The organism is Anaerocaecibacter muris (assembly GCF_943192945.1).
GTDB lineage: Bacteria > Bacillota > Clostridia > Christensenellales > Pumilibacteraceae > Anaerocaecibacter > Anaerocaecibacter muris.
Genome location: NZ_CALPCE010000010.1, coordinates 26,442 through 45,038 on the forward strand (window position 1 = coordinate 26,442; position 18,597 = coordinate 45,038).

Consider the following 18,597-nt stretch of genomic DNA (forward strand, 5'->3'; position numbering starts at 1 on the left):
TAGCCTTTTCTTTTTGGAGAAAAGATATGGATAAATTGTTGATTGCAAAAATTCTCGCAAAAATCAAAAAGACACCTACGGACTATCAGGCATACGAAGACCTGTTTTCTCTTTGTCGTGCGGCAATTTCCGATGAGCGAAAAGAAGCTCTCTCATACAGCACAATGCTTCGCTCGATATGTGAAAAAAGTATTCGTCAGTTAAGCGGCGGTATTATCCCGAAACTTGTAAAATTGTCAAACCGAACTTTACTTTTTGAAGCTCCGTACCTGTTTGATAGTTATATGCAGTATCTTGAAATCAACCGTAAACCGCAGGAACGATTTTATCTTCCGCGCCGCAAACGGTTAAAAGAAGTGGTTGATGCTATTCAAGAGCTTGTCGATGATGAGTTGGACGAACTGTTTATCTCTATGCCTCCCCGTGTCGGTAAAACAACTTTGATAATGTTCGCTCTTACTTGGATTGTCGGGCGCAATTCGGAATTATCAAATCTTTACTCCGCATACTCGGATGTTATCACCGCCGCTATGTATTCAGGTGCGCTTGAGGTAATCAACGACAGCTACACTTATACTTGGCACGAAATATTCCCGGATTGTAAAATCGCTAACACTAATGCAAAAGATGAAATTCTTAATATAGACAGAAAAAAGCGTTATCCCTCACTTACCTGCCGTTCTCTTTACGGAACGCTGAACGGTGCTTGCGACTGTAACGGGTTTTTGGTAAGCGATGACCTTATCGGCGGTATTGAAGAAGCTCTGAACAAAGACCGTCTTGCAAGTGCGTGGTTCAAAGTCGATAATAACCTTATTCCCCGTGCAAAGGAAAATGCAAAAAGGTTATGGGTTGGTACAAGATGGTCGATGGTCGATCCTGCCGGTGTAAGAATGGATTTGCTCATAAACGATCCTACATACGCAACTGTCCGTTACAAAATAATCAATATTCCTGCTCTTGATCCCGAAACGGACGAATCTAACTTTGATTATCAATATGGAGTTGGATTTTCTACGGAATATTATCGTCAACGCCGCGCATCCTTTGAACGAAACAACGATATTGCTTCGTGGAACGCTCAATATATGGGAGAACCCATTGAACGTGATGGAACTTTGTTCGCTCCCGAAGACCTGCGGTATTATAATGGCATACTCCCGGACGGAGAACCCGACCGTATTTTTATGGCTTGCGATCCTGCGTTCGGTGGTGGGGATTTTGTTTCCGCTCCCGTTGCGTTTCAGTATGATAACGATGTGTTCATTCACGATTTAGTCTTTAATGCAGGTGATAAAAAAATCACCCGTCCTATGGTAGTTGAGCTTGTACTGCGAAACAAAGTTCAGGCGGCTCAATTTGAAGCTAATAACGGCGGCGAAGAATATCAAGAATGGGTTGAAGCTCGATTAAAAGAAAAGGGTTATCGGTTGAATATTACCTCGAAACGAGCGCAAACCACGAAGAAAAAGGAACTTCGTATTTTCGATAAAGCTCCCGAAATAAGGGAATTCTACTTTTTGGAGCAAGGGAAACGCTCAAAGGAGTATAGTCAATTTATGATGAACCTGTTTTCTTTCAAAATTACAGGCAAAAACAAAAACGATGATGCCCCCGATTCGTTGGCGATGCTTGTTGAAATGAGAGATGGAACTTTCGGTGGAAAACCCGAAATTTTCCGCCGTCCTTTTTAATAAAATATTCTCTAATGGTTCTTTTCGTACCAAAATTAAAGTAAACCATTGACAACTATAATATTTTTGTGCTATAATGCGCTCGAAAAAATTTTAAGGAGGTAAGTGCCGTGTCTGTCGAACCGAGAACCGATTTAGTCGGTCGTAAAGTGATTTTTACCGATGTCGATGTCATCACAAAAAAGAATATTGTATCGGTATTGAAAGCGGCTCTTACTACCCATAACATAAATCAAAGTTGCATCGATTATCTTTATCAGTACAATAACGGTGTTCAACCTATTCTAAACCGTGTGAAAGATACTCGCCCCGAAATTAACAACAAAATCGTTGTGAACAGGGCGAACGAAATCACTTCCTTTAAGGTCGGTTATCTTCTTGGAGAACCTTTGCAATATGTTAGCAGAAGTTCTAATGATAAGACGGCTACTGAAAAAATCACGCAACTTAATGAGTTTATGTATTCGGAAGATAAAGCATCAAAGGATAAAGAGCTTGCCGATTGGTTTACCATTTGCGGAACTTCCTATCGGATGATTCTACCGAATAAAGATGGAGGTACGGACGATTCTCCTTTCCATATTTACACGCTTGATCCCCGACAAACATTTGTCGTATATCATAACGGGCTTGGAAACAAGCCTGTTATGGGGGTTAAGTTTGTGAAACGCTCGGATGAAACGGTCGTTTATAGTGTTTATACTGAAACGGATTATTACGAAATAGTCAATGACAGTATAGTAAAAAACGAACCGCATATTTTACATACTATCCCAATCGTTGAATACCCTGCAAACTCGGCTCGGCTCGGCGCATTTGAAATTGTTATTCCTCTACTCGATGCCTACAATTTGACCGTATCGGATAGATTGAACGGATTGGAGCAATTCATTCAAGCACTTATTAAATTTGTCAATGTTGATATATCACCCGAACAATTTAAGGAATTGAAAGATTTGGGTGGTATTAAGTTCAAGTCCACTTCTGATAATCCTGCGGATGTCGATTACATTACGCCTGAACTCAATCAGACAAACACCCAAACAATTCTCAACGATATGTACCAAACGATACTTACTATTTGCGGAATGCCTAACCGTAATGGCGGCAGCTCTACTTCCGACACGGGTTCTGCGGTAATTATGCGTGATGGTTGGGAAGTTGCGGAAGCAAAAGCAAAAGACACGGAGCTTATGTTCAAACGATCGGAAAAAGCATTTTTACGAATTGCTTTGGATATAGCTAAAACAATAAGTGGTTTAGATTTGAAAGTATCGCAAGTTGATGTTAGGTTTACGCGCCGCAACTATGAGAATATTTCCAACAAATCTACCGTTTTAACCACGATGCTCAATAACGGGAAAATTCATCCGCTTTTAGCGTTCCAACATTGTGGAATGTTCCCCGATGCGGAGCTTGCCTATAAAATGAGTGCCGAATACGCCGAAATGCAGGAGAAAAAAGCTCTTGAACGGGAAGAAGCTATGGCAAAAGAGCAGAAAAAGGACGGTAAAAACGATGGAAATTCCGAATAATGAATGGGTTAAAATCGCTCTCGATATAATTAAGCGAGGTAATACCGCAGAGGTCAAACGAGAAAAAAACAATATTGTCGTTATCGAAATTAAGCGGCAGGTAAAAATAAAGACTGCTATAAACGGTTAGCAGGAAACAACCAACAAGGGTTATGAGCGTTTTGCTTGTAACCTTTTATTTTTAGAAATTAAACTCGACAGAGTTGATTAGTCAGGGAAGACTTTAATCGCAAGGTCAAGAAAAGACGGTAAAACGGAAAAAATAGTCAGGGAAGACTTTAATCGCAGGAGGTATTTATGGCACTTTCACTCAAACAACTTCTCGGTGATTCCTATAAGGACGGAATGACTACGGCGGAAATCGAAGCGGCTCTTGCAAAAGCAGAACTTCCGGCGGATGAAGAATCCAAAAAGGAAATCGAAAGGTTGACAACGGCTCTTTCAAAAAGCAACACCGAAGCGGCTGATTATAAGCGTAAATTGCGCGAAAAGCAGACCGAAGAAGAAAAGCAAAAGGAAGAACAAGCACAGCAACTTGCGGCTATGCAGACGGAACTCGAAACACTCCGCAAAGAAAAAACATTAGCTGCAAACAAAGGACAGCTCATAGCGTTGGGTTACGATGAGGCACTTGCTACCGAAACCGCACAGGCTATGGTGGATGGAGATACGGCGAAGCTGTTTGCAAATCAGAAGAAATTCATCGAGGCGCAACGTTCGCAAATTAAAGCCGAACTTATGAAAGGCACTCCCAATCCCCCTCCCGGCGGCGGAACGGACGGCATAACGAAAGAAGCCTATCGTGCTATGCCGCTCGACCAAAAACAGAAATTGGCAACGGAAAATCCCACCTTATACAAAAAACTTAATTCGGAGGAATAAACATTATGGCACTTAATCACAATCACATTATCTACGATAACGAGGTGCTTGCTAACGAGATTGAAGATCAGTATAACTCCAAACTCGACCTGCTCCGTTTCGTTACGGTAGATAAAACTTTGGAGGGCGTTGCCGGCGATATTAAGAAGATTCGCAGATACAGAGCAACGGACGGAACGGAACGCCTTGAAATGGGCGAGGGCAACTCCAAAAACATCGAAGTAAACTATGCGGAAGAACAGTATAAAGTTTTGCTTTTGCAGAACCGTTTTCCGTATTACGATGAGGAACAGATGCGCGATCCTATGGTCGTACCTACGGGTATCGGTCATATGACTACGGATATGTTCAATAATTCGCAGAAGCGCGTTATGACGGAATTTTGCAAAGCAACTCTTTCCGTTGCTACCGCAAACTTCGATTTTGCGGCATTCGTGGATGCGGCGGCGAAACTTGATTTGCCCGAAGACGAAAATGCAAGAAAGGCTATCGAAGTGTTTGGCTTCGTCAATGCGGCGCATACCGCAGAGCTTCGTAAGCAACTCAAAGACGATTTGAAGTATGTGGAAGCGTTTGTAAGGACGGGTTATATCGGCACGGTCGCAGGTATTAACCTTTACACCAAAAAAGATGCACCCAACGGATATATCGTAATCGGCACGAGAAAAGCCGTTACTTATTTCGTTAAGAAAGGTACGGAAGTTGAACAGGAAAGAGATCCCAATGTTCGTTTGAACAAGGTTTATTCCCGTAAATACTTCCTTCCTGCTCTTACGGACGAAACGCAGGTTGTCAGAATCGTCAAGGGCGCAAGCAATACGGGCGCAGGTATAACCGAAGCCGCAGGTGCGCTTACCGCAGGTACGAAAGGCACGGCTTACACCAAACAGCTTACCTTGACGGGTACGGCAACGGTTAAAGCCGAAATCGAAAGAGGCACTCTGCCGCCCGGATTGTCTATGAGCGATAAGGGTAAAATTACGGGTACGCCTACCACCATTGGTGAGTATGTGTTCTCCGTCATCGCATCCAACGATTACGGCGTGGTAAGCAAGGAATTTACGCTTACTATCGGCGAAGCGGCAGGAAACTAATTAACGGGAGGTGGGTAATATGACCGACAATGAAAAACTCGAATTACTGAAAAATATGTATGACGGGGATGAAAGCGATGCCGTGTTATCCACCTATCTTGCCCTTGCCGCCGATAAAATTCTCAACCGCCTCTACCCGTTTGATACAAGTAAAACGGAAATTCCCGACAGGTATATACGCACTCAAATTTCGATTGCGTGTTACCTGCTTGGGAAGCGCGGAGCAGAGGGCGAAACGGCACATAAGGAAAACGGCATAGACCGTACCTATGCAAGTGCGGATGTTCCCGAAGATATGTTAAAGGATATTATTCCGTTTTGTGGGGTGATGTAAATGCGTTGCTTAAAGAAAAACAAGCAGACGTTCTTCTACTATCTCTACGGCGGAAAACAACCTGTAACGGACGATGACGGGAACTATACGGGCGAAAATGCCGTTACATACCTTGAACCCGTTGAGTGTAAAGCGAATATCTCGGCAGGGAGCGGAGATGCACAGGTCGAACTTTTTGGCACGAATATTATCTACGATAAGGTAATCGTGCTTGATGACATAACTTGTCCTATCGACACGAACTCCCTCCTCTGCCTCGATATAATCGCACAGCCCCCTACGGTTGGTGAAACTCCCGACCACGACTACATCGTTAAAGCGGTCGCAAAATCCTTGAACAGCGTATCAATCGCCATAAGCAAGGTGAACGCAAATGAAAATAAAGGTTAGTATCGGGAACATATCCGAAGCGTTAAAGCAGGTTGAAGAATACCAAAAATCGCTTGAAAAAAAGCAAAAGGAATTCTTACGCCGTATTGCGGAAACAGGCACAGCGGAAGCGACAATTCAGTTTGAGCAAGCGCAGTATGACGGTGAAAATGATGTGGTCGTTCACGAACCCGAATGGGTAAATGATAATACCATTATTGTTAAAGCAAGCGGCAGCTCTATTCTGTTTATTGAATTTGGCACGGGCGTTCATTACGGAACACCGCAGCACGAGAAAGCCGAAGAATTTGGGTATGAACGTGGCGGCTACGGGCATCACAGGGGTAAGAACGATTTTTGGTTTTATCAAGGCGAACCGGGAACAAACGGTGAAGAACCGCACGATCCTAATATGGCAGCACGGGGTTTGGTTTTTACACACGGTAATCCTGCAAACCGCTGTATGTGGGAAGCAAGTAAAAAAATGCGGTCTGAATTATTAAAGATTGCAAAGGAGGTATTCGGGTGATAGACATAGAAAACGCCGTTTATACGAAAGTTTATAATGCACTAAAAGCTGAATTCCCCTCTCTTACGGTTACGGGCGATCCCGTTGCCGCCCCGTCTGAATTTCCTTGCGCAAGCATTTACGAAGCGGATAACTATTCTTATGAGAAAACACAAGACAGCGGCGGTAATGAAAACCACGCAAGGGTTATGTACGAAGTATATGTTTTCTCGAACAAAAAAAGCGGTCATAAGACCGAATGCAAAAACATTTTTAAGGTGGCGGATGATGTACTTCTCTCTTTGGGATTTACTCGCAAAAGCCGAACACCTGTAAACGATGTAGGTAGCGGCGTTTATTGTCTTATCGGGCGGTATGCCGCTGTTGTATCAACAGAAAAAAAACTTTATCGGAGGTAAAATATGAACAGTTACAAATCCTTTCTGATGAAAGGCACGGTGGGAACCGGAAATGCCGTTACTTGGGAAAAGCTCATTAATATTAAGGACTTTCCCGATTTATTCCCCGTTCCCGAAGCGTTGGAAAAAACTACGCTGTCGGATCGCGCCCGTACTTATGAGGAGGGCATCGAGGAAAGCGATTCAATGGAATTCACCGCAAATTATACGCTTACCGACTTTACCGCTTTAAGGGCGTTGAAAGGACAAGAAACTCAATTTGCGGTTTGGTTCGGCGGAACGGAAGATGCGAACGGCGTTCCTACCCCTACGGGCGTGGACGGAAAGTTCAAATTCGCAGGTTATTTGAGCGCAGGCATTGTCGGCAAAGGCGTGAACGAGATACAGGAAATCAAAATCACTATCGCGCCTACAAAACCCATCGCCGTAGATGAAACGGCATCGGGAAGCTAAAACGAGGTGAATTATGGCAAAGACTATTCAATTTTCTTTCGAGGGAAACGAATACACCCTTGAATTCACACGCAACACTATCAAGACGATGGAAAATCAGGGATTTACTCTTTCGCAGGTCGCAGACAAGCCGATAAGTATTCTCCCTGCACTTTTCAGAGGCGCGTTCCTTGCGCATCACAAGTTTATCAAGCAGGAAGTAATCGACAGAATATTTGCAAGGATGACGGACAGGGAAAAGCTGTTTGAAACCCTTGCGGATATGTATAACGAACCCATCGTTGCCCTTATGGACGAACCCGAATCCAACGAGGGAAACATATCGTGGACAACGAATTAGTAAGTTGTTCGTTGCCCGTAAAAGAAATCAAGGGGGGTGGGAGTGCTGCTCCTGCTCCCCTTAAAACTTACACACAACAGTTTGACGAAATCTTTCCCTTTTACCTTTCTATCGGTATGACAGCGGAACAGTTTTGGGATAGCGATTGTACACTTGTTAAAGCCTATCGCGAAGCTAACGAATTGCAGAAAAAACGGAAAAACGAGGAATTATGGTTACAGGGATTGTATGTATATCAGGCACTTATTGATGCCGCTCCTGTTCTTCACGCTTTCGCCAAACCGGGTACTAAACCTATCCCGTATCTTGATAAGCCTATACCTTTGACGGAGCAGGAAGCTAAACAGCGTGAAGAAGCTGAAAGGATAGCTCGATATGAAAAAATGAGAGCAATAATGCTCTCGAAAGCGCAACAAGCGTTACAGAAAAAACAATAAGGAGGTACAAACTATGCCGGGCGAAGAAAATATAGATTCGTTGCAAATTGAAATAACATCGTCCGCCACCGATGCGGCTAAAAACCTAAACGGGTTAGTATCTTCGTTGAAAAAACTCGATAAAATCGGGAAATCCGCCAACCTTGTAGCTGTTAAAAAGCAGTTACAAGGTATAGCGCGCATTCAATTTGATAATCTTTCCGTACAGCTTGCTGCTGTTACGGCATACATAAGAGAATTACAAAGAAGCGGCAAAAAGATAAGCGAAATTGTTATTCCTGCGCCTACTATCGAAACGCAAAATGTAACAGCTCCGCTCGGTGAAACGGTTGAAGAAGTACAGCGTGCAAGCGAAGAAGTGCGTGAAGCCGTTGAAAATTTCGGGCAACCGACAGAAATCACTCGCCCGGATTGGCTTGACGGTATGCAGAGCGAATGTGAATCCATCTCGGATAGTTTTGAACAGTCTGTCGGCTCTTTGAATGCAGCACGGGATAGGCTTAAAACCGCATTAGGCGAGAAATCAACTTTCTACTCGGATGACAAAACTTTTATTGCAGGAAACAATCTCGCAGATACATTAGACGATAAATTTGAGCGTTTGCGTTTACAGGCGGAAATACTTAAAGAAAAGTTCAATAGTATGGTCGAAAACGGCAATATAGATTTATCTGCTTGGGATAATCTTCAAAAACAGTTGCTCTCCGTGCGTTTACAGTATCAGTCGTTAGAACAGCAGATAAATAAAAATACAAATGCGGTTTCCGAACTTGGAAATGAATCTACCAAATCCGCAGGTAAATTCAAAAAGCTATTCGCACAATTCAAAAGAGTTGCGTTTTATAGAATAGTTCGTTTCTTGTTATCTAAAATTTCACAGGCGGCAACGGATGGAATTCAAAATATCGCAAAGTTTAGTGAACAGGCAAATTCCGTAATGTCGGGATATAAGACTGAATTCCTGTATATGAAAAATGCGGTCGGCTCTGCATTACTTCCTGCTTTACAGGCATTGTTACCGACAATGATAAATATCGGCGATATACTCGTTGACATTACTAATAGTGTTGGCTATCTCGGAGCAGCTCTTAACGGGCAAAGTACGTTCATTAAAGCAAAGAAATATGCGCAGGACTACGCAGGTGCGCTCAACGAAGTAAAGAGAGCGACTACGGGTTTCGATGAATTAAATATTTTAGGACAGCAGGACACTTCCGCCGTTGATGCTTCTCAAATGTTTGAAGAAGTTGATATTAGCGGTTGGGATATTGCGGCTTCTATCGGAAAAATTGCCGCTCTCACTACGGGCGTGGTTTTACTTATTTCCGCTATAAAAGGCGTGAATGTATTGGGATTCTTCAAGAAGCTCGGCGGCGGTATTAAAAACCTTTGGAAGTATCTTAAAAACGCAAAAACTTGGCAAAAAGCAGGTATCTCTATTGCGGCGGTAGCGGTTGAGGCGTTTGTTTGTTATGATGCGCTTTATTCAATGGTTAAAGGTACAAAATCAGTCGGACAGGGCTTACTCGAATTGATACCCGTGTTAGCTATTGTCGGTGCTGCTATGTATGCGATGTGGGGACCGGTCGGATTGATTATAGCGGCGGTTGTTGCCGTTATTTCAGGAGTTGTTGCCGGGATAAAAGCTGTAAGCGAAGCGGCAAAAGACCGTGAAATGGAAAAGTTTTGGAAAGTATCAGGCGTAGCTATTGACGAAGTAACCACCGCTCTTTACGGCTATTTCAATGCTCTCGGTATCGACAAGCAACAGGAATGGAACGAAACTCTCGCAGATACAATTTCAGAATTGAACACAGCGGCTATCAACTATAACACCCTGTGGGCTGCGGTGCAAAACGGTGAAATGAGTGCAAAAACCATTGAGAATTTAAGTAATGCTTTTAACGATTTAGCAGAAGCGGCGAATGCAGTCAATGAAGCTGCCATCGGTTCTCTAATGGCAAGCATCGCTACGGGCATCAATATGAATATCACACCCGAACTCACCGCCCGTTTAGGAGAATTGGTAAACTCGCTTGAGGTGGCGCAGGATTTATTAAGCGCAAAAATCACGGGTATTAACGCCGAATATCAAAGTTTGTTGAACGAAATAAGCAATAATGGCGGAAATTATACCCCCGAACAGTATGACCGCCTAAAAGAACTGCGTGCAGAATTAGATACCTATACTCTTACGGATCAGAGTGCCGCTGTCGGTTGGCAAATGACTTTGGATGAGATGCTCAAAAAAGGTACGGTTGCAGGGTTCAACAAGGAAGATGTTGAATCAGTATTAAAGGAATTAACCGAAGAACGCAACAAGTACATAGCAACAATGAAAGAAAGCTACGCATCGAATGTAAGCACTCTTACACAGCTTATTGCGCTTTATCCCGACCTGTTCAGTCAAGATGATTTAGCCGCCCTTGCAGAAAGCTACAACGCTTCCTTAAACGAAGTAAATAATCAAGTGAATGCCGTTATCAACTCTATCTATTCTGCCTTAAATGCTAACGCTATGGAAGACGAAAGAGCTTGGTATAAAACAGGTTTTGCGTGGTTATACGATTGGGGTTATTACGGAAGAAAGGAAGCCTACGAAGAACAGCAAGCAATTCTCGAAATGATAAAATCCTATTTAGGGAGCGTTTCCGAATTTGAAGTTGATGTTCCTGCACACGCTAATGGCGGTATGGTTGAAGATGGGCTGTTTATGGCTAACCATACGGAGCTTGTCGGAGAATTCTCCAACGGTAAAACTGCCGTTGCTAACAATATGCAGATTATCGGAGGCATTAAACAAGGCGTTAAAGAAGCTATGGAAGAAAGCGGCGGGCAAGGCGGCGATTGGACTATTCAGATTGTCGATCCTAACGGAAAGATTAAAGGCGAAACCATTATTACTGCGGCAGAGCGTAAAAACCGCCGTGATGGTAAAACCGTTATTAGTGTGGGGGTGTAAGGTATGGACGAAAGAGATGAATTCAATCCTATTCAATCTGTTGACGGACACGCTATACCTTGCCCCTCCGCCTATCAATGGAAGCTCGAAGACATTTCCGCTTCCGATGCAGGACGAACCGAAGATACCGTTATGGATAAGAAGCGCATCGGGCAAGTGGTAGGTATAGAGCTTTCGTGGCAAAATGTTTCAATAGCGGATGCCGCTAAAATTTTGCAAGCGTTCAATCCCGAATATATAAAAGTTACATACCTCGATGCTATGCAGGGAAAATTCGTTACTTCAAAATTTTATGTCGGCAACCGTACTTCTCCCCTTTATAATGCCGCACTCGGAGTGTGGTCGAAAATATCTTTCAACCTTATCGAGCGCGATGGGAGGAAATAATGTACCCTATTTCCGAATATGTAAAAAAACTTTATAAAGAAAATTACAGGCAGGTCGTGGAAATTATTTTTCACGGCAAAAACCGCACGTTCACTTTAACGGAATCGGACATTCGTCAAGGTGGATTATCCATTGATAGATATTGCGTATCTAATACTAAACTTGAACTCGGTTCTGCGGTGGCGGCGGAACTTTCGCTTACGCTCGAAAATACTGATGACCGCTTCGCAGACGAAGTATTTGAAGATGCCGAATTAGAAGTAAAAATCGGCGTTAAAAAATGGGATGCAGGTAAATGGGAAAACGCAAAAATTGAGTGGATTCCGTGCGGTTTTTTTACCATTGACGATCCGCCGCGCAAACTTACAAGCATTACGCTTTCCGCGCTCGATAGGATGGTGAAGTTTGATACCGTTGTTACGGGAAATATTTTCCCGGCATCGGTGAAAACCTTAATCGAAACCTGCTGTACGACCTGCGGTGTTCCTTTGCATACCGATTTAACGCAGTTACCTAACTACGATTATATGATAACCTATGTACCCGAAGTGGACGAAGAATTGACATATAGGCAGCTCATACAATGGGCGGCACAACTTACGGGTACTTGCGCCTACATTGATTGGAACGGCGAATTGCGCTTGGAATGGTATTCAAGCACGGATATAAATATTACACCGTCCGACAGATATTCTTCTGATCTGTACGAAAACGATGTTACCATAACGGGTATTCAGATAACCGATGAAAACGATAGTGTCTATCTAAAAGGCACGGATGACTATGCGTTCAACATTATGGGTAATAAACTCATTACTCACGATTTTGAAAGCGTTGTCGAAAAACTGTATGCGGTTGTCGGAGGATTTACCTACCGCCCTTATTCCTGCTCAATTAAGCCTATGCCTTTCCTTTATCCGTTAGACTGCATTTCCTATACAGATAAAAATAAGGTAGCACATAACACAATTATTACGAATACGACGTTCAAAATGAATATGTCGAACGAAATTGCAGGTAAAGGTGAAACCGTTAAGAAAAATTCTTATAGCAATCAAAATCCTTTGAATACACAACAAGCCGTTGTTGTACAAAAAGTTAAAAAGCAAATTGCGACAGGTATGGCAGAAGTACGGCAGGAGTTTACGGCGGCAGATGGTTTATTGCAAAGTGCAATAACCGCCGAAGTAACCCGTGCAACAGGTGCGGAAGAAGTTTTATCTTCCACCATCCAGCAGACTTCGGAAGCTATCACGCTTGAGGTAACACGGGCTACGGAAGCGGAAGAAGCTCTCGGTTCACGCATTAGCGCAACGGCGGATGCAATAACCGCCGAAGTAACCCGTGCAACAGGTGCGGAACAGGCGTTAAGCTCTCAACTGTCATTAACTGCCGATGCAATAGCCGCAAAGGTAAGCGCAACAGGCGGAAACGATCAGTCTTTTTCGTGGAGCTTAACGGCGGATGGGTTTACGCTCAAATCCAACAACGAAACCGTTATGCAGGTAACGGCGGACGGCTTGACGGTAAAAGGTTCTATTGAAGCAGTATCGGGTACTATCGGTGGATTTACTTTACGGGACGGTGCATTATACGCTTCATCGGGCGGAACGGAGCTTCAACCTAATGATGGCGTGTTTATATCCCCCTCGTTTACAGAGTATTATCATTGGATTACTAACACCATTAAATTCGGTAGCGAAAATCAACTAAATAACAAAGAAGATATATCCCACGCCGGTTGGGTTGAATTCAGTCAAGCAAGGTGTATTCTCCACGATAATTGGGTTATCGAAACAAAAATCAAAGAAACATCGGGTGCGACAATATTAAACCGCCCTTATTATCACAATAAGTATTATCCGCTTTTTGAAATTCAAGATACAGACAATCGAATGCCGGCAAGTTCATCAGGTGCATTCACAGTAGTAATCTTCTTTGGATTTGAAAACTACGAACACTATGCCGCCGTGTCGCAGGGAACATCTGTTCCTATATTTGAAATTCGCATAATTGAGGGAAGCATAAATGATTTACGGACGAATGCAGGTAGCGGAAATGTAGTACCGTTAGTTTGGAAAAATTCGTCAGGTGGCTCATCGGGTGGCGGTGGCACGATCGTAGTTTAATAGGAGGTAAATATGAAAATCGGACAATTACTAAAAATCAAAGGCGTATTCACTCCCTTTATTCGGATGCGCTTACCGCCCCGTCTATCGTACAAGCTCTTGAAGTTTATCAAAGCGATAGAATTTGAAGAAGAATTTTTCAACACAAAATTCCGTGAGCTACTTCAAGACTGCGGTAAAAAGGACGAAAACGGGAAATTCGTTCTCGATAATAATGGGAATATCGTCCTTGAAAAAAGCGATGAGTTCAAAAAGGCAATCGAAGAACTGAACAATATTGAAGTTACCGTACCGGATATATCGTTCACTTTGGACGAATTGCAAAATTTAACTTTATCCGTTCTCGATATTGCCATAATCGAAGATTTTATTAAGGAGGATGCAAATGGCTAACGAAATTGTAAGAGAGCTTGAAATAGATGTTGCACGGGAAAATATCTTTGCGGCTATCTTGGCTAAACAGTACGACAAAGCAACCCGTTACATTTTAGCAACTATCACGAATCTCGGCAAAGCTATGACGGTTGATGCGAATTCTGCAATAACCATTAACTTTGAACGACCGCACAATGACGGAGAAGCTACAAGCGATTATCAGGCGGCATTCAGCGGTTCTGTCATTGACGGTAAAGTTAAAGTACCGTTGCCCTATTGGGCGTTAGAAAGAGATGGTGAAGTTCGAGCGGATATATCTATGATTACGGGCGATAACCGTTTGACTACGCTTGAATTCATCATACGGGTACAACCTGCCGCCTATGACGGGAACGCTGTTACGGAAGATGAAAATTACGATGTGCTTACAGGGCTTATCCTGCAAGTGCAAACGCTTAATACCAATATGTCTGCCGCAGAAGCTGGGCGTGTAACTGCCGAAAATTCCCGTGTTACGGCGGAAACGCAACGGCAACAGACTTTCAACTCCTTGAAATCGGCTATGGAAACAGCTACCGATGCCGCTAATGAAGTGGTTGAAAACGCCGCAAACATAGAAGCAATAGCCGCTACTATGCAAATAACTTTCTTCTACGATGACGAGGGTTATCCCTGTTATCAAGATAAATCAACAAATTAAAAGGAGCAAAAAATTATGTCAACATCAACCGAAAAACATAGAATTATGACGGACGAAACGGGGCAAGACATTGTAGCTGCACTTCAAGGATTAGGTGCGGCGATCCGTAACGATTCAATCGAATACGGAGTGCGTTTTACTATCGGTGCAAGCAATTCCGCAGGTGAGCGTGTTATTAGGCAAAATGGGGTTATTTCCGCTTGGAATATCACCTTTACAAGAAACATTAACAACGGAAATGCAAACTGTCCGTTTGCGGCTTATGACCTGTTTAATCCTGCACTTTGGACGGATGCCGCAGGAAATGTTTTCAGGCGTTTCAGTAGGTTCTACTATCTCAAAGAAACCATAGGAAACTATGAGTATATTTGGGTATGCAGAAAACAGGTTCAACCGGGTTACAGACTTCCGAAAGCGTTCCTACCTAATTGGAAATATGTCGATATTGCCGTTTACGAGGGCGGTACGGAAACGATTGACGGCGTAACCTATCTTAACTCGAAAAGCGGCTCTACGCTTGCAAGAAGCCTTACAAGGACGGCGGCGTTTGACAGGGCAAAGGCGTGGCACTCCAAACTCGGTATAACCGATTTAACCCGTGAATTCTATTGCATTACCACCGCAAGCGAAATTACGGAAATTTGGCAACCGTTAATTTACATACAGCTTGCATCCAAAAACAGCGATGCAGGATATTACGGACATACGGACAATTCGTGGGATGAATCCAACCTTATTATGCCCGGACAAACGGATGTGATCAATGGTTTACACGGCACGGTAGCGAACGATAAACTTCATTCGTTCAAAATGCTCGGAATCGAAAATTTATGGGGAAATCAATGGAAGCACGTTCTTGATATTACTATTCTTGATTATGTTCCCTATGTATGTGATGACCTGCAAAAATGGACGGAAACAAGCACTCCGAACACAAACGAAGCGTTCAGTGCGGTAAATTATTCTGTAACTACGGAAAACGGATATGTCAAGACTATGGGATATGATGCACAACATCCCGAAGTTATTCTCCCGACCGCTGTCGGCGGTTCTGATGCTACCTATTATGCAGATTATGTATGGGTAGCAAGTGGGGCAAGAACCGTTTTCTTTGGCGGTTATCTGTATAACGGTCGTGACTGCGGTCTGTCGTTTTGGTATCTGTATAGTACGGTCGGCTACTCGTATTGGTTTATCGGTGCGCGCCTTTCTCATAGGTCTTTGTAGGGGGGATTTTAAGGGGGTTCTCCCCCTTTGTGCTGCGTAAATAACATATTTAATATACACGGGGTTTGTGAGTGTGGCGGTAATCTGAATAACGGTCGTGACTGCGGTCTGTCGTATTGGAATCTGAATAATACGGTCGGCAACTCGAATTGGAATATCGGTGCGCGCCTATCTCTTTTCTATGAAACTTGGTTATACCTCACAATCCCCGTCCCTCTTGGGAGAAATATCGTCAAAGCAAAGGTGTGTTAGTAGGTCGAAAGATGCGAAAGCGCATTAGGCGAAAAGAGAAAGTAATTTCTCTCATCTTGTGAACAACGGTTATATGAATAGAGCAAAAATAACATTAGAACAAATTGCTGACATTGAGAATTGCAAACGTGCAATCTTAAATGCAAGCAAGAAAAAGCGCAGACGAAAAAGCGTTGCGTGGTATGTGGAGCATTTAGACGAGGCGGCAGAACGCTTACAGGAATTTCTTCTCGATCCCGATGCAGAATTTCACGATGGTGAACGTGGAATTACCTACGAGGGAACAAAAGGCAAAAAGCGTGAATTAGACAAACCTCAATTCTTTCCCGACCACTGCGCCCATTGGGCGGTTATGCAAATCGTAGGCGAAGTTTTAATGAAATCGTACTATGAGTATTCTTGTGCATCTATCAAAGGGCGTGGAACTCACTATGCGAAACGCGCAGTTGAAAGAATGCTTAAAGATGAAAAGGGTACGAAATATTGCCTACAAGTGGATGTTAAATCCTATTATGCGAGCATAGATAAAGAAAAATTAGTTGAAATGCTCGAACGGAAAATTAAAGATAAACGGATTATTGCGATACTTGCGAAAATAATTTATGCTTTCAAAGGCGCAGGACTTCCGATAGGTTTTTATACTTCCGCTCCGCTTGCTAATTTTTATCTTACTCCTAACGACCGTTATGTCAAAGAAACTTTGCATATTACACATTCTGTTCGGTATATGGACGATATGGTTATGTATTGCGGCAACAAAAGAGAGCTTCACGAAGATCGTAAGAAAATGGCAGAATTTCTAAATGTAAAACTTGGGTTACGATTGAAATATAATTGGCAGGTTTACAAAATGCCGTACCTCAAGGATAAGAAAGAGCGACCAAAACGGTCGAGAGAACACAGGGCAACCGATTTTGTTGGGTTCAAGTTCTTTCGATATAAAACTACTATACGCAAAACAATCTTTCTACGCCTGTTACGAAATATCCGTAGCTTGCAAAAAGGTCATTATACGCCGAAGAATTGTCAAGCGTTTATGTCTTACAACGGCTATTTGAAACACACCGATAGCGAAAATGTAAGGCGCAACCACATTAACGGTAAAATAAATTTATCAAAAATAAAGGAGATTATCAGAAATGAAAGCAGGAAATATTACACGGGCGGTAAACTCGCCGCAGCAGTTTGACATCAACCACCTTTTCGGAAATGTGTATGAACTTACCCATACCGACAACACACAAAAGGTAACTGTAACGGATCGTGAAAGCAATAAAAAGCACACGGAATATGAATACCGTCTTTACCTTGAAACCGTAAGCGTTGACAACTACGATGATATGGTTTCGGCGTTAGTGGCGTTGAAATACACTCCCGGCGATGAAATATCGCTTATGCGTAAAGGTATCACCGACAGCGAGAATGAAGAATACGCCGTATATCTCGCTTATGTAACGGCGTGTAAAACATTCGCAAGAGAATATTACGGGGTGCAAAATGTTACTCACGATTGAGAATATCTGTAAAGCCTGTGAAAGCAAAAACAAACCGTGTTCTACGCCCTGCGAATTGTGGTACAGGTGTTTAGAGCGCGGCAAAATAAACTCGGACGAATTCTTTAAGGAGGTACTTCATAATGAACGAACAGCAGATTGCACTCAAACTTAACGACCACGACCACGAAATCAAGTCGTTAAAGCATCGTGTTGAGGAAGTCGAACAGAAACAATCTGAAATCGGAGAACTCACACAATCCGTCAATAAACTTGCCATCAATATGGGCTATATGTTTGACGAACAGAAAGAGCAAGGCGAAAGGTTGAAAAAACTCGAAACCGAACCTGCCGATAACGCAAAGTATTATAAGCGCACAATTATCAGTTGCATTATTACAACGGTTATCGGCGGCATACTTGGCGCACTTATCGCGCTTTTAATATAAAAACAAGGAGGTATCAGTATGACTTGGCAATCTATTATCATTAGTGTCGTAAGCGTTATTCTCACGGGCTTGGCATCGTGGGCGGTAAGCGTTTTGGTGGCGTGGCTCAATACGAAGATTAAGAATGATAAGCTCCGTGCTATTCTCAATCAAGCGATAAGCTCCGTTACAAGCGTTGTACAGGCTACATATCAAACATTCGTGGAAACTCTCAAAGCAAAAGGTGAATTCACACCCGAAGCGCAAAGAGAAGCCCTAAATCAAGCCCGTACAGCCGCAAGAGCGCAGCTCTCTACCGAATTCACTAACTATATGACAGAGAGTGGCACAGACATTGAAGAATGGCTCACAACGCAGATTGAAAGTTCTATCTATCAGTTAAAGAATAAATAACGACAAAACACCGCCTCACTCGAAGCGGTGTTTTACATTGATTGCGAACACTTGCCCTAACAAAATATAGGGTGCGTATTTGCTTGTTATGGTGGAGATGACCGGAATCGAACCGGTTTCCGACGCGGGTTTGCGGGGACTTCTACAAGTTTAGTTTATCGCTCG

21 protein-coding genes are annotated in these 18,597 nt (G+C 43.0%); all 21 read left to right on the forward strand.

The window, feature by feature from the left end:
• The first annotated feature begins 26 nt into the window (after positions 1 to 26).
• The 21 genes from NFR57_RS08405 (at position 27) to NFR57_RS08505 (ending at position 18,432) form a co-directional block, all read left to right on the forward strand.
• A complete protein-coding gene (locus tag NFR57_RS08405; RefSeq protein ID WP_251183398.1) occupies positions 27 to 1,694 on the forward strand; it encodes a hypothetical protein in 1,668 nt (555 codons plus the stop codon).
• A gap of 110 nt (positions 1,695 to 1,804) precedes the next feature.
• Entirely contained in the window at positions 1,805 to 3,229 is a 1,425-nt protein-coding gene (locus NFR57_RS08410) for a phage portal protein (protein ID WP_251183399.1), read from the forward strand.
• Positions 3,230 to 3,526: 297 nt separating this feature from the next.
• The gene (locus NFR57_RS08415) at positions 3,527 to 4,111 is read left to right on the forward strand and encodes a hypothetical protein (protein ID WP_251183400.1); all 585 of its coding nucleotides are present in this window, start codon (positions 3,527 to 3,529) and stop codon (positions 4,109 to 4,111) included.
• A gap of 5 nt (positions 4,112 to 4,116) precedes the next feature.
• Entirely contained in the window at positions 4,117 to 5,205 is a 1,089-nt protein-coding gene (locus NFR57_RS08420; protein ID WP_251183401.1) for an Ig domain-containing protein, read from the forward strand.
• A gap of 19 nt (positions 5,206 to 5,224) precedes the next feature.
• The gene (locus NFR57_RS08425) at positions 5,225 to 5,539 is read left to right on the forward strand and encodes a phage head-tail connector protein (protein WP_251183402.1); all 315 of its coding nucleotides are present in this window, start codon (positions 5,225 to 5,227) and stop codon (positions 5,537 to 5,539) included.
• Positions 5,540 to 5,929: a hypothetical protein gene (locus NFR57_RS08430; RefSeq protein ID WP_251183403.1), complete on the forward strand. Its 390-nt coding sequence runs from the start codon at positions 5,540 to 5,542 to the stop codon at positions 5,927 to 5,929.
• Positions 5,913 to 6,437: a hypothetical protein gene (locus tag NFR57_RS08435; protein WP_251183404.1), complete on the forward strand. Its 525-nt coding sequence runs from the start codon at positions 5,913 to 5,915 to the stop codon at positions 6,435 to 6,437. The genes NFR57_RS08430 and NFR57_RS08435 overlap by 17 nt, the downstream gene beginning before the upstream one ends.
• Positions 6,434 to 6,835 carry a hypothetical protein gene (locus NFR57_RS08440; protein WP_251183405.1) on the forward strand — a complete coding sequence of 134 codons (402 nt, stop codon included), beginning with the start codon at positions 6,434 to 6,436 and terminating at the stop codon, positions 6,833 to 6,835. Before NFR57_RS08435 ends, NFR57_RS08440 begins: the two co-directional genes overlap by 4 nt.
• Positions 6,836 to 6,838: 3 nt before the next feature.
• Complete coding sequence (locus NFR57_RS08445; protein ID WP_251183406.1) at positions 6,839 to 7,288, forward strand: phage tail protein; 450 nt, start codon at positions 6,839 to 6,841, stop codon at positions 7,286 to 7,288.
• Positions 7,289 to 7,301: 13 nt separating this feature from the next.
• The gene (locus NFR57_RS08450; protein WP_251183407.1) at positions 7,302 to 7,628 is read left to right on the forward strand and encodes a DUF5055 domain-containing protein; all 327 of its coding nucleotides are present in this window, start codon (positions 7,302 to 7,304) and stop codon (positions 7,626 to 7,628) included.
• Positions 7,613 to 8,065 carry a hypothetical protein gene (locus NFR57_RS08455; RefSeq protein WP_251183408.1) on the forward strand — a complete coding sequence of 151 codons (453 nt, stop codon included), beginning with the start codon at positions 7,613 to 7,615 and terminating at the stop codon, positions 8,063 to 8,065. The genes NFR57_RS08450 and NFR57_RS08455 overlap by 16 nt, the downstream gene beginning before the upstream one ends.
• Before the next feature lie 13 nt (positions 8,066 to 8,078).
• A complete protein-coding gene (locus NFR57_RS08460; protein WP_251183409.1) occupies positions 8,079 to 11,027 on the forward strand; it encodes a phage tail tape measure protein in 2,949 nt (982 codons plus the stop codon).
• 3 nt (positions 11,028 to 11,030) lie between these two features.
• Positions 11,031 to 11,414, forward strand: a complete 384-nt coding sequence (locus NFR57_RS08465) for a DUF6711 family protein (RefSeq protein ID WP_251183410.1) — start codon at positions 11,031 to 11,033, stop codon at positions 11,412 to 11,414.
• Positions 11,414 to 13,543: a hypothetical protein gene (locus tag NFR57_RS08470; protein ID WP_251183411.1), complete on the forward strand. Its 2,130-nt coding sequence runs from the start codon at positions 11,414 to 11,416 to the stop codon at positions 13,541 to 13,543. Before NFR57_RS08465 ends, NFR57_RS08470 begins: the two co-directional genes overlap by 1 nt.
• 12 nt (positions 13,544 to 13,555) lie before the next feature.
• Entirely contained in the window at positions 13,556 to 13,936 is a 381-nt protein-coding gene (locus NFR57_RS08475; RefSeq protein WP_251183412.1) for a hypothetical protein, read from the forward strand.
• Positions 13,929 to 14,618, forward strand: coding sequence for a BppU family phage baseplate upper protein (locus NFR57_RS08480; protein WP_251183413.1), 690 nt, complete (start codon positions 13,929 to 13,931; stop codon positions 14,616 to 14,618). The genes NFR57_RS08475 and NFR57_RS08480 overlap by 8 nt, the downstream gene beginning before the upstream one ends.
• 15 nt (positions 14,619 to 14,633) lie before the next feature.
• On the forward strand, positions 14,634 to 15,845 hold the full coding sequence (locus NFR57_RS08485; RefSeq protein ID WP_251183414.1) for a hypothetical protein: 1,212 nt from the start codon (positions 14,634 to 14,636) through the stop codon (positions 15,843 to 15,845).
• 325 nt (positions 15,846 to 16,170) lie between these two features.
• Positions 16,171 to 17,286, forward strand: coding sequence for an RNA-directed DNA polymerase (locus NFR57_RS08490; protein ID WP_251183415.1), 1,116 nt, complete (start codon positions 16,171 to 16,173; stop codon positions 17,284 to 17,286).
• Positions 17,237 to 17,611, forward strand: coding sequence for a hypothetical protein (locus NFR57_RS08495; RefSeq protein ID WP_251183416.1), 375 nt, complete (start codon positions 17,237 to 17,239; stop codon positions 17,609 to 17,611). Before NFR57_RS08490 ends, NFR57_RS08495 begins: the two co-directional genes overlap by 50 nt.
• Before the next feature lie 122 nt (positions 17,612 to 17,733).
• Positions 17,734 to 18,039, forward strand: coding sequence for a hemolysin XhlA family protein (locus tag NFR57_RS08500; RefSeq protein ID WP_251183417.1), 306 nt, complete (start codon positions 17,734 to 17,736; stop codon positions 18,037 to 18,039).
• A gap of 18 nt (positions 18,040 to 18,057) precedes the next feature.
• The gene (locus tag NFR57_RS08505; RefSeq protein WP_251183418.1) at positions 18,058 to 18,432 is read left to right on the forward strand and encodes a hypothetical protein; all 375 of its coding nucleotides are present in this window, start codon (positions 18,058 to 18,060) and stop codon (positions 18,430 to 18,432) included.
• Positions 18,433 to 18,597 lie beyond the last annotated feature (165 nt).

Excerpts from the sequence above, each read along its gene's own strand:
- NFR57_RS08405 (WP_251183398.1), top strand. The coding sequence starts at position 27 with ATGGATAAATTGTTGATTGCAAAAATTCTCGCAAAAATCAAAAAGACA.
- NFR57_RS08415 (WP_251183400.1), top strand. The coding sequence starts at position 3,527 with ATGGCACTTTCACTCAAACAACTTCTCGGTGATTCCTATAAGGACGGA.
- NFR57_RS08420 (WP_251183401.1), top strand. The coding sequence starts at position 4,117 with ATGGCACTTAATCACAATCACATTATCTACGATAACGAGGTGCTTGCT.
- NFR57_RS08425 (WP_251183402.1), top strand. The coding sequence starts at position 5,225 with ATGACCGACAATGAAAAACTCGAATTACTGAAAAATATGTATGACGGG.
- NFR57_RS08430 (WP_251183403.1), top strand. The coding sequence starts at position 5,540 with ATGCGTTGCTTAAAGAAAAACAAGCAGACGTTCTTCTACTATCTCTAC.
- NFR57_RS08435 (WP_251183404.1), top strand. The coding sequence starts at position 5,913 with ATGAAAATAAAGGTTAGTATCGGGAACATATCCGAAGCGTTAAAGCAG.
- NFR57_RS08445 (WP_251183406.1), top strand. The coding sequence starts at position 6,839 with ATGAACAGTTACAAATCCTTTCTGATGAAAGGCACGGTGGGAACCGGA.
- NFR57_RS08450 (WP_251183407.1), top strand. The coding sequence starts at position 7,302 with ATGGCAAAGACTATTCAATTTTCTTTCGAGGGAAACGAATACACCCTT.
- NFR57_RS08460 (WP_251183409.1), top strand. The coding sequence starts at position 8,079 with ATGCCGGGCGAAGAAAATATAGATTCGTTGCAAATTGAAATAACATCG.
- NFR57_RS08465 (WP_251183410.1), top strand. The coding sequence starts at position 11,031 with ATGGACGAAAGAGATGAATTCAATCCTATTCAATCTGTTGACGGACAC.
- NFR57_RS08470 (WP_251183411.1), top strand. The coding sequence starts at position 11,414 with ATGTACCCTATTTCCGAATATGTAAAAAAACTTTATAAAGAAAATTAC.
- NFR57_RS08475 (WP_251183412.1), top strand. The coding sequence starts at position 13,556 with ATGAAAATCGGACAATTACTAAAAATCAAAGGCGTATTCACTCCCTTT.
- NFR57_RS08480 (WP_251183413.1), top strand. The coding sequence starts at position 13,929 with ATGGCTAACGAAATTGTAAGAGAGCTTGAAATAGATGTTGCACGGGAA.
- NFR57_RS08485 (WP_251183414.1), top strand. The coding sequence starts at position 14,634 with ATGTCAACATCAACCGAAAAACATAGAATTATGACGGACGAAACGGGG.
- NFR57_RS08490 (WP_251183415.1), top strand. The coding sequence starts at position 16,171 with ATGAATAGAGCAAAAATAACATTAGAACAAATTGCTGACATTGAGAAT.
- NFR57_RS08495 (WP_251183416.1), top strand. The coding sequence starts at position 17,237 with ATGAAAGCAGGAAATATTACACGGGCGGTAAACTCGCCGCAGCAGTTT.
- NFR57_RS08500 (WP_251183417.1), top strand. The coding sequence starts at position 17,734 with ATGAACGAACAGCAGATTGCACTCAAACTTAACGACCACGACCACGAA.
- NFR57_RS08505 (WP_251183418.1), top strand. The coding sequence starts at position 18,058 with ATGACTTGGCAATCTATTATCATTAGTGTCGTAAGCGTTATTCTCACG.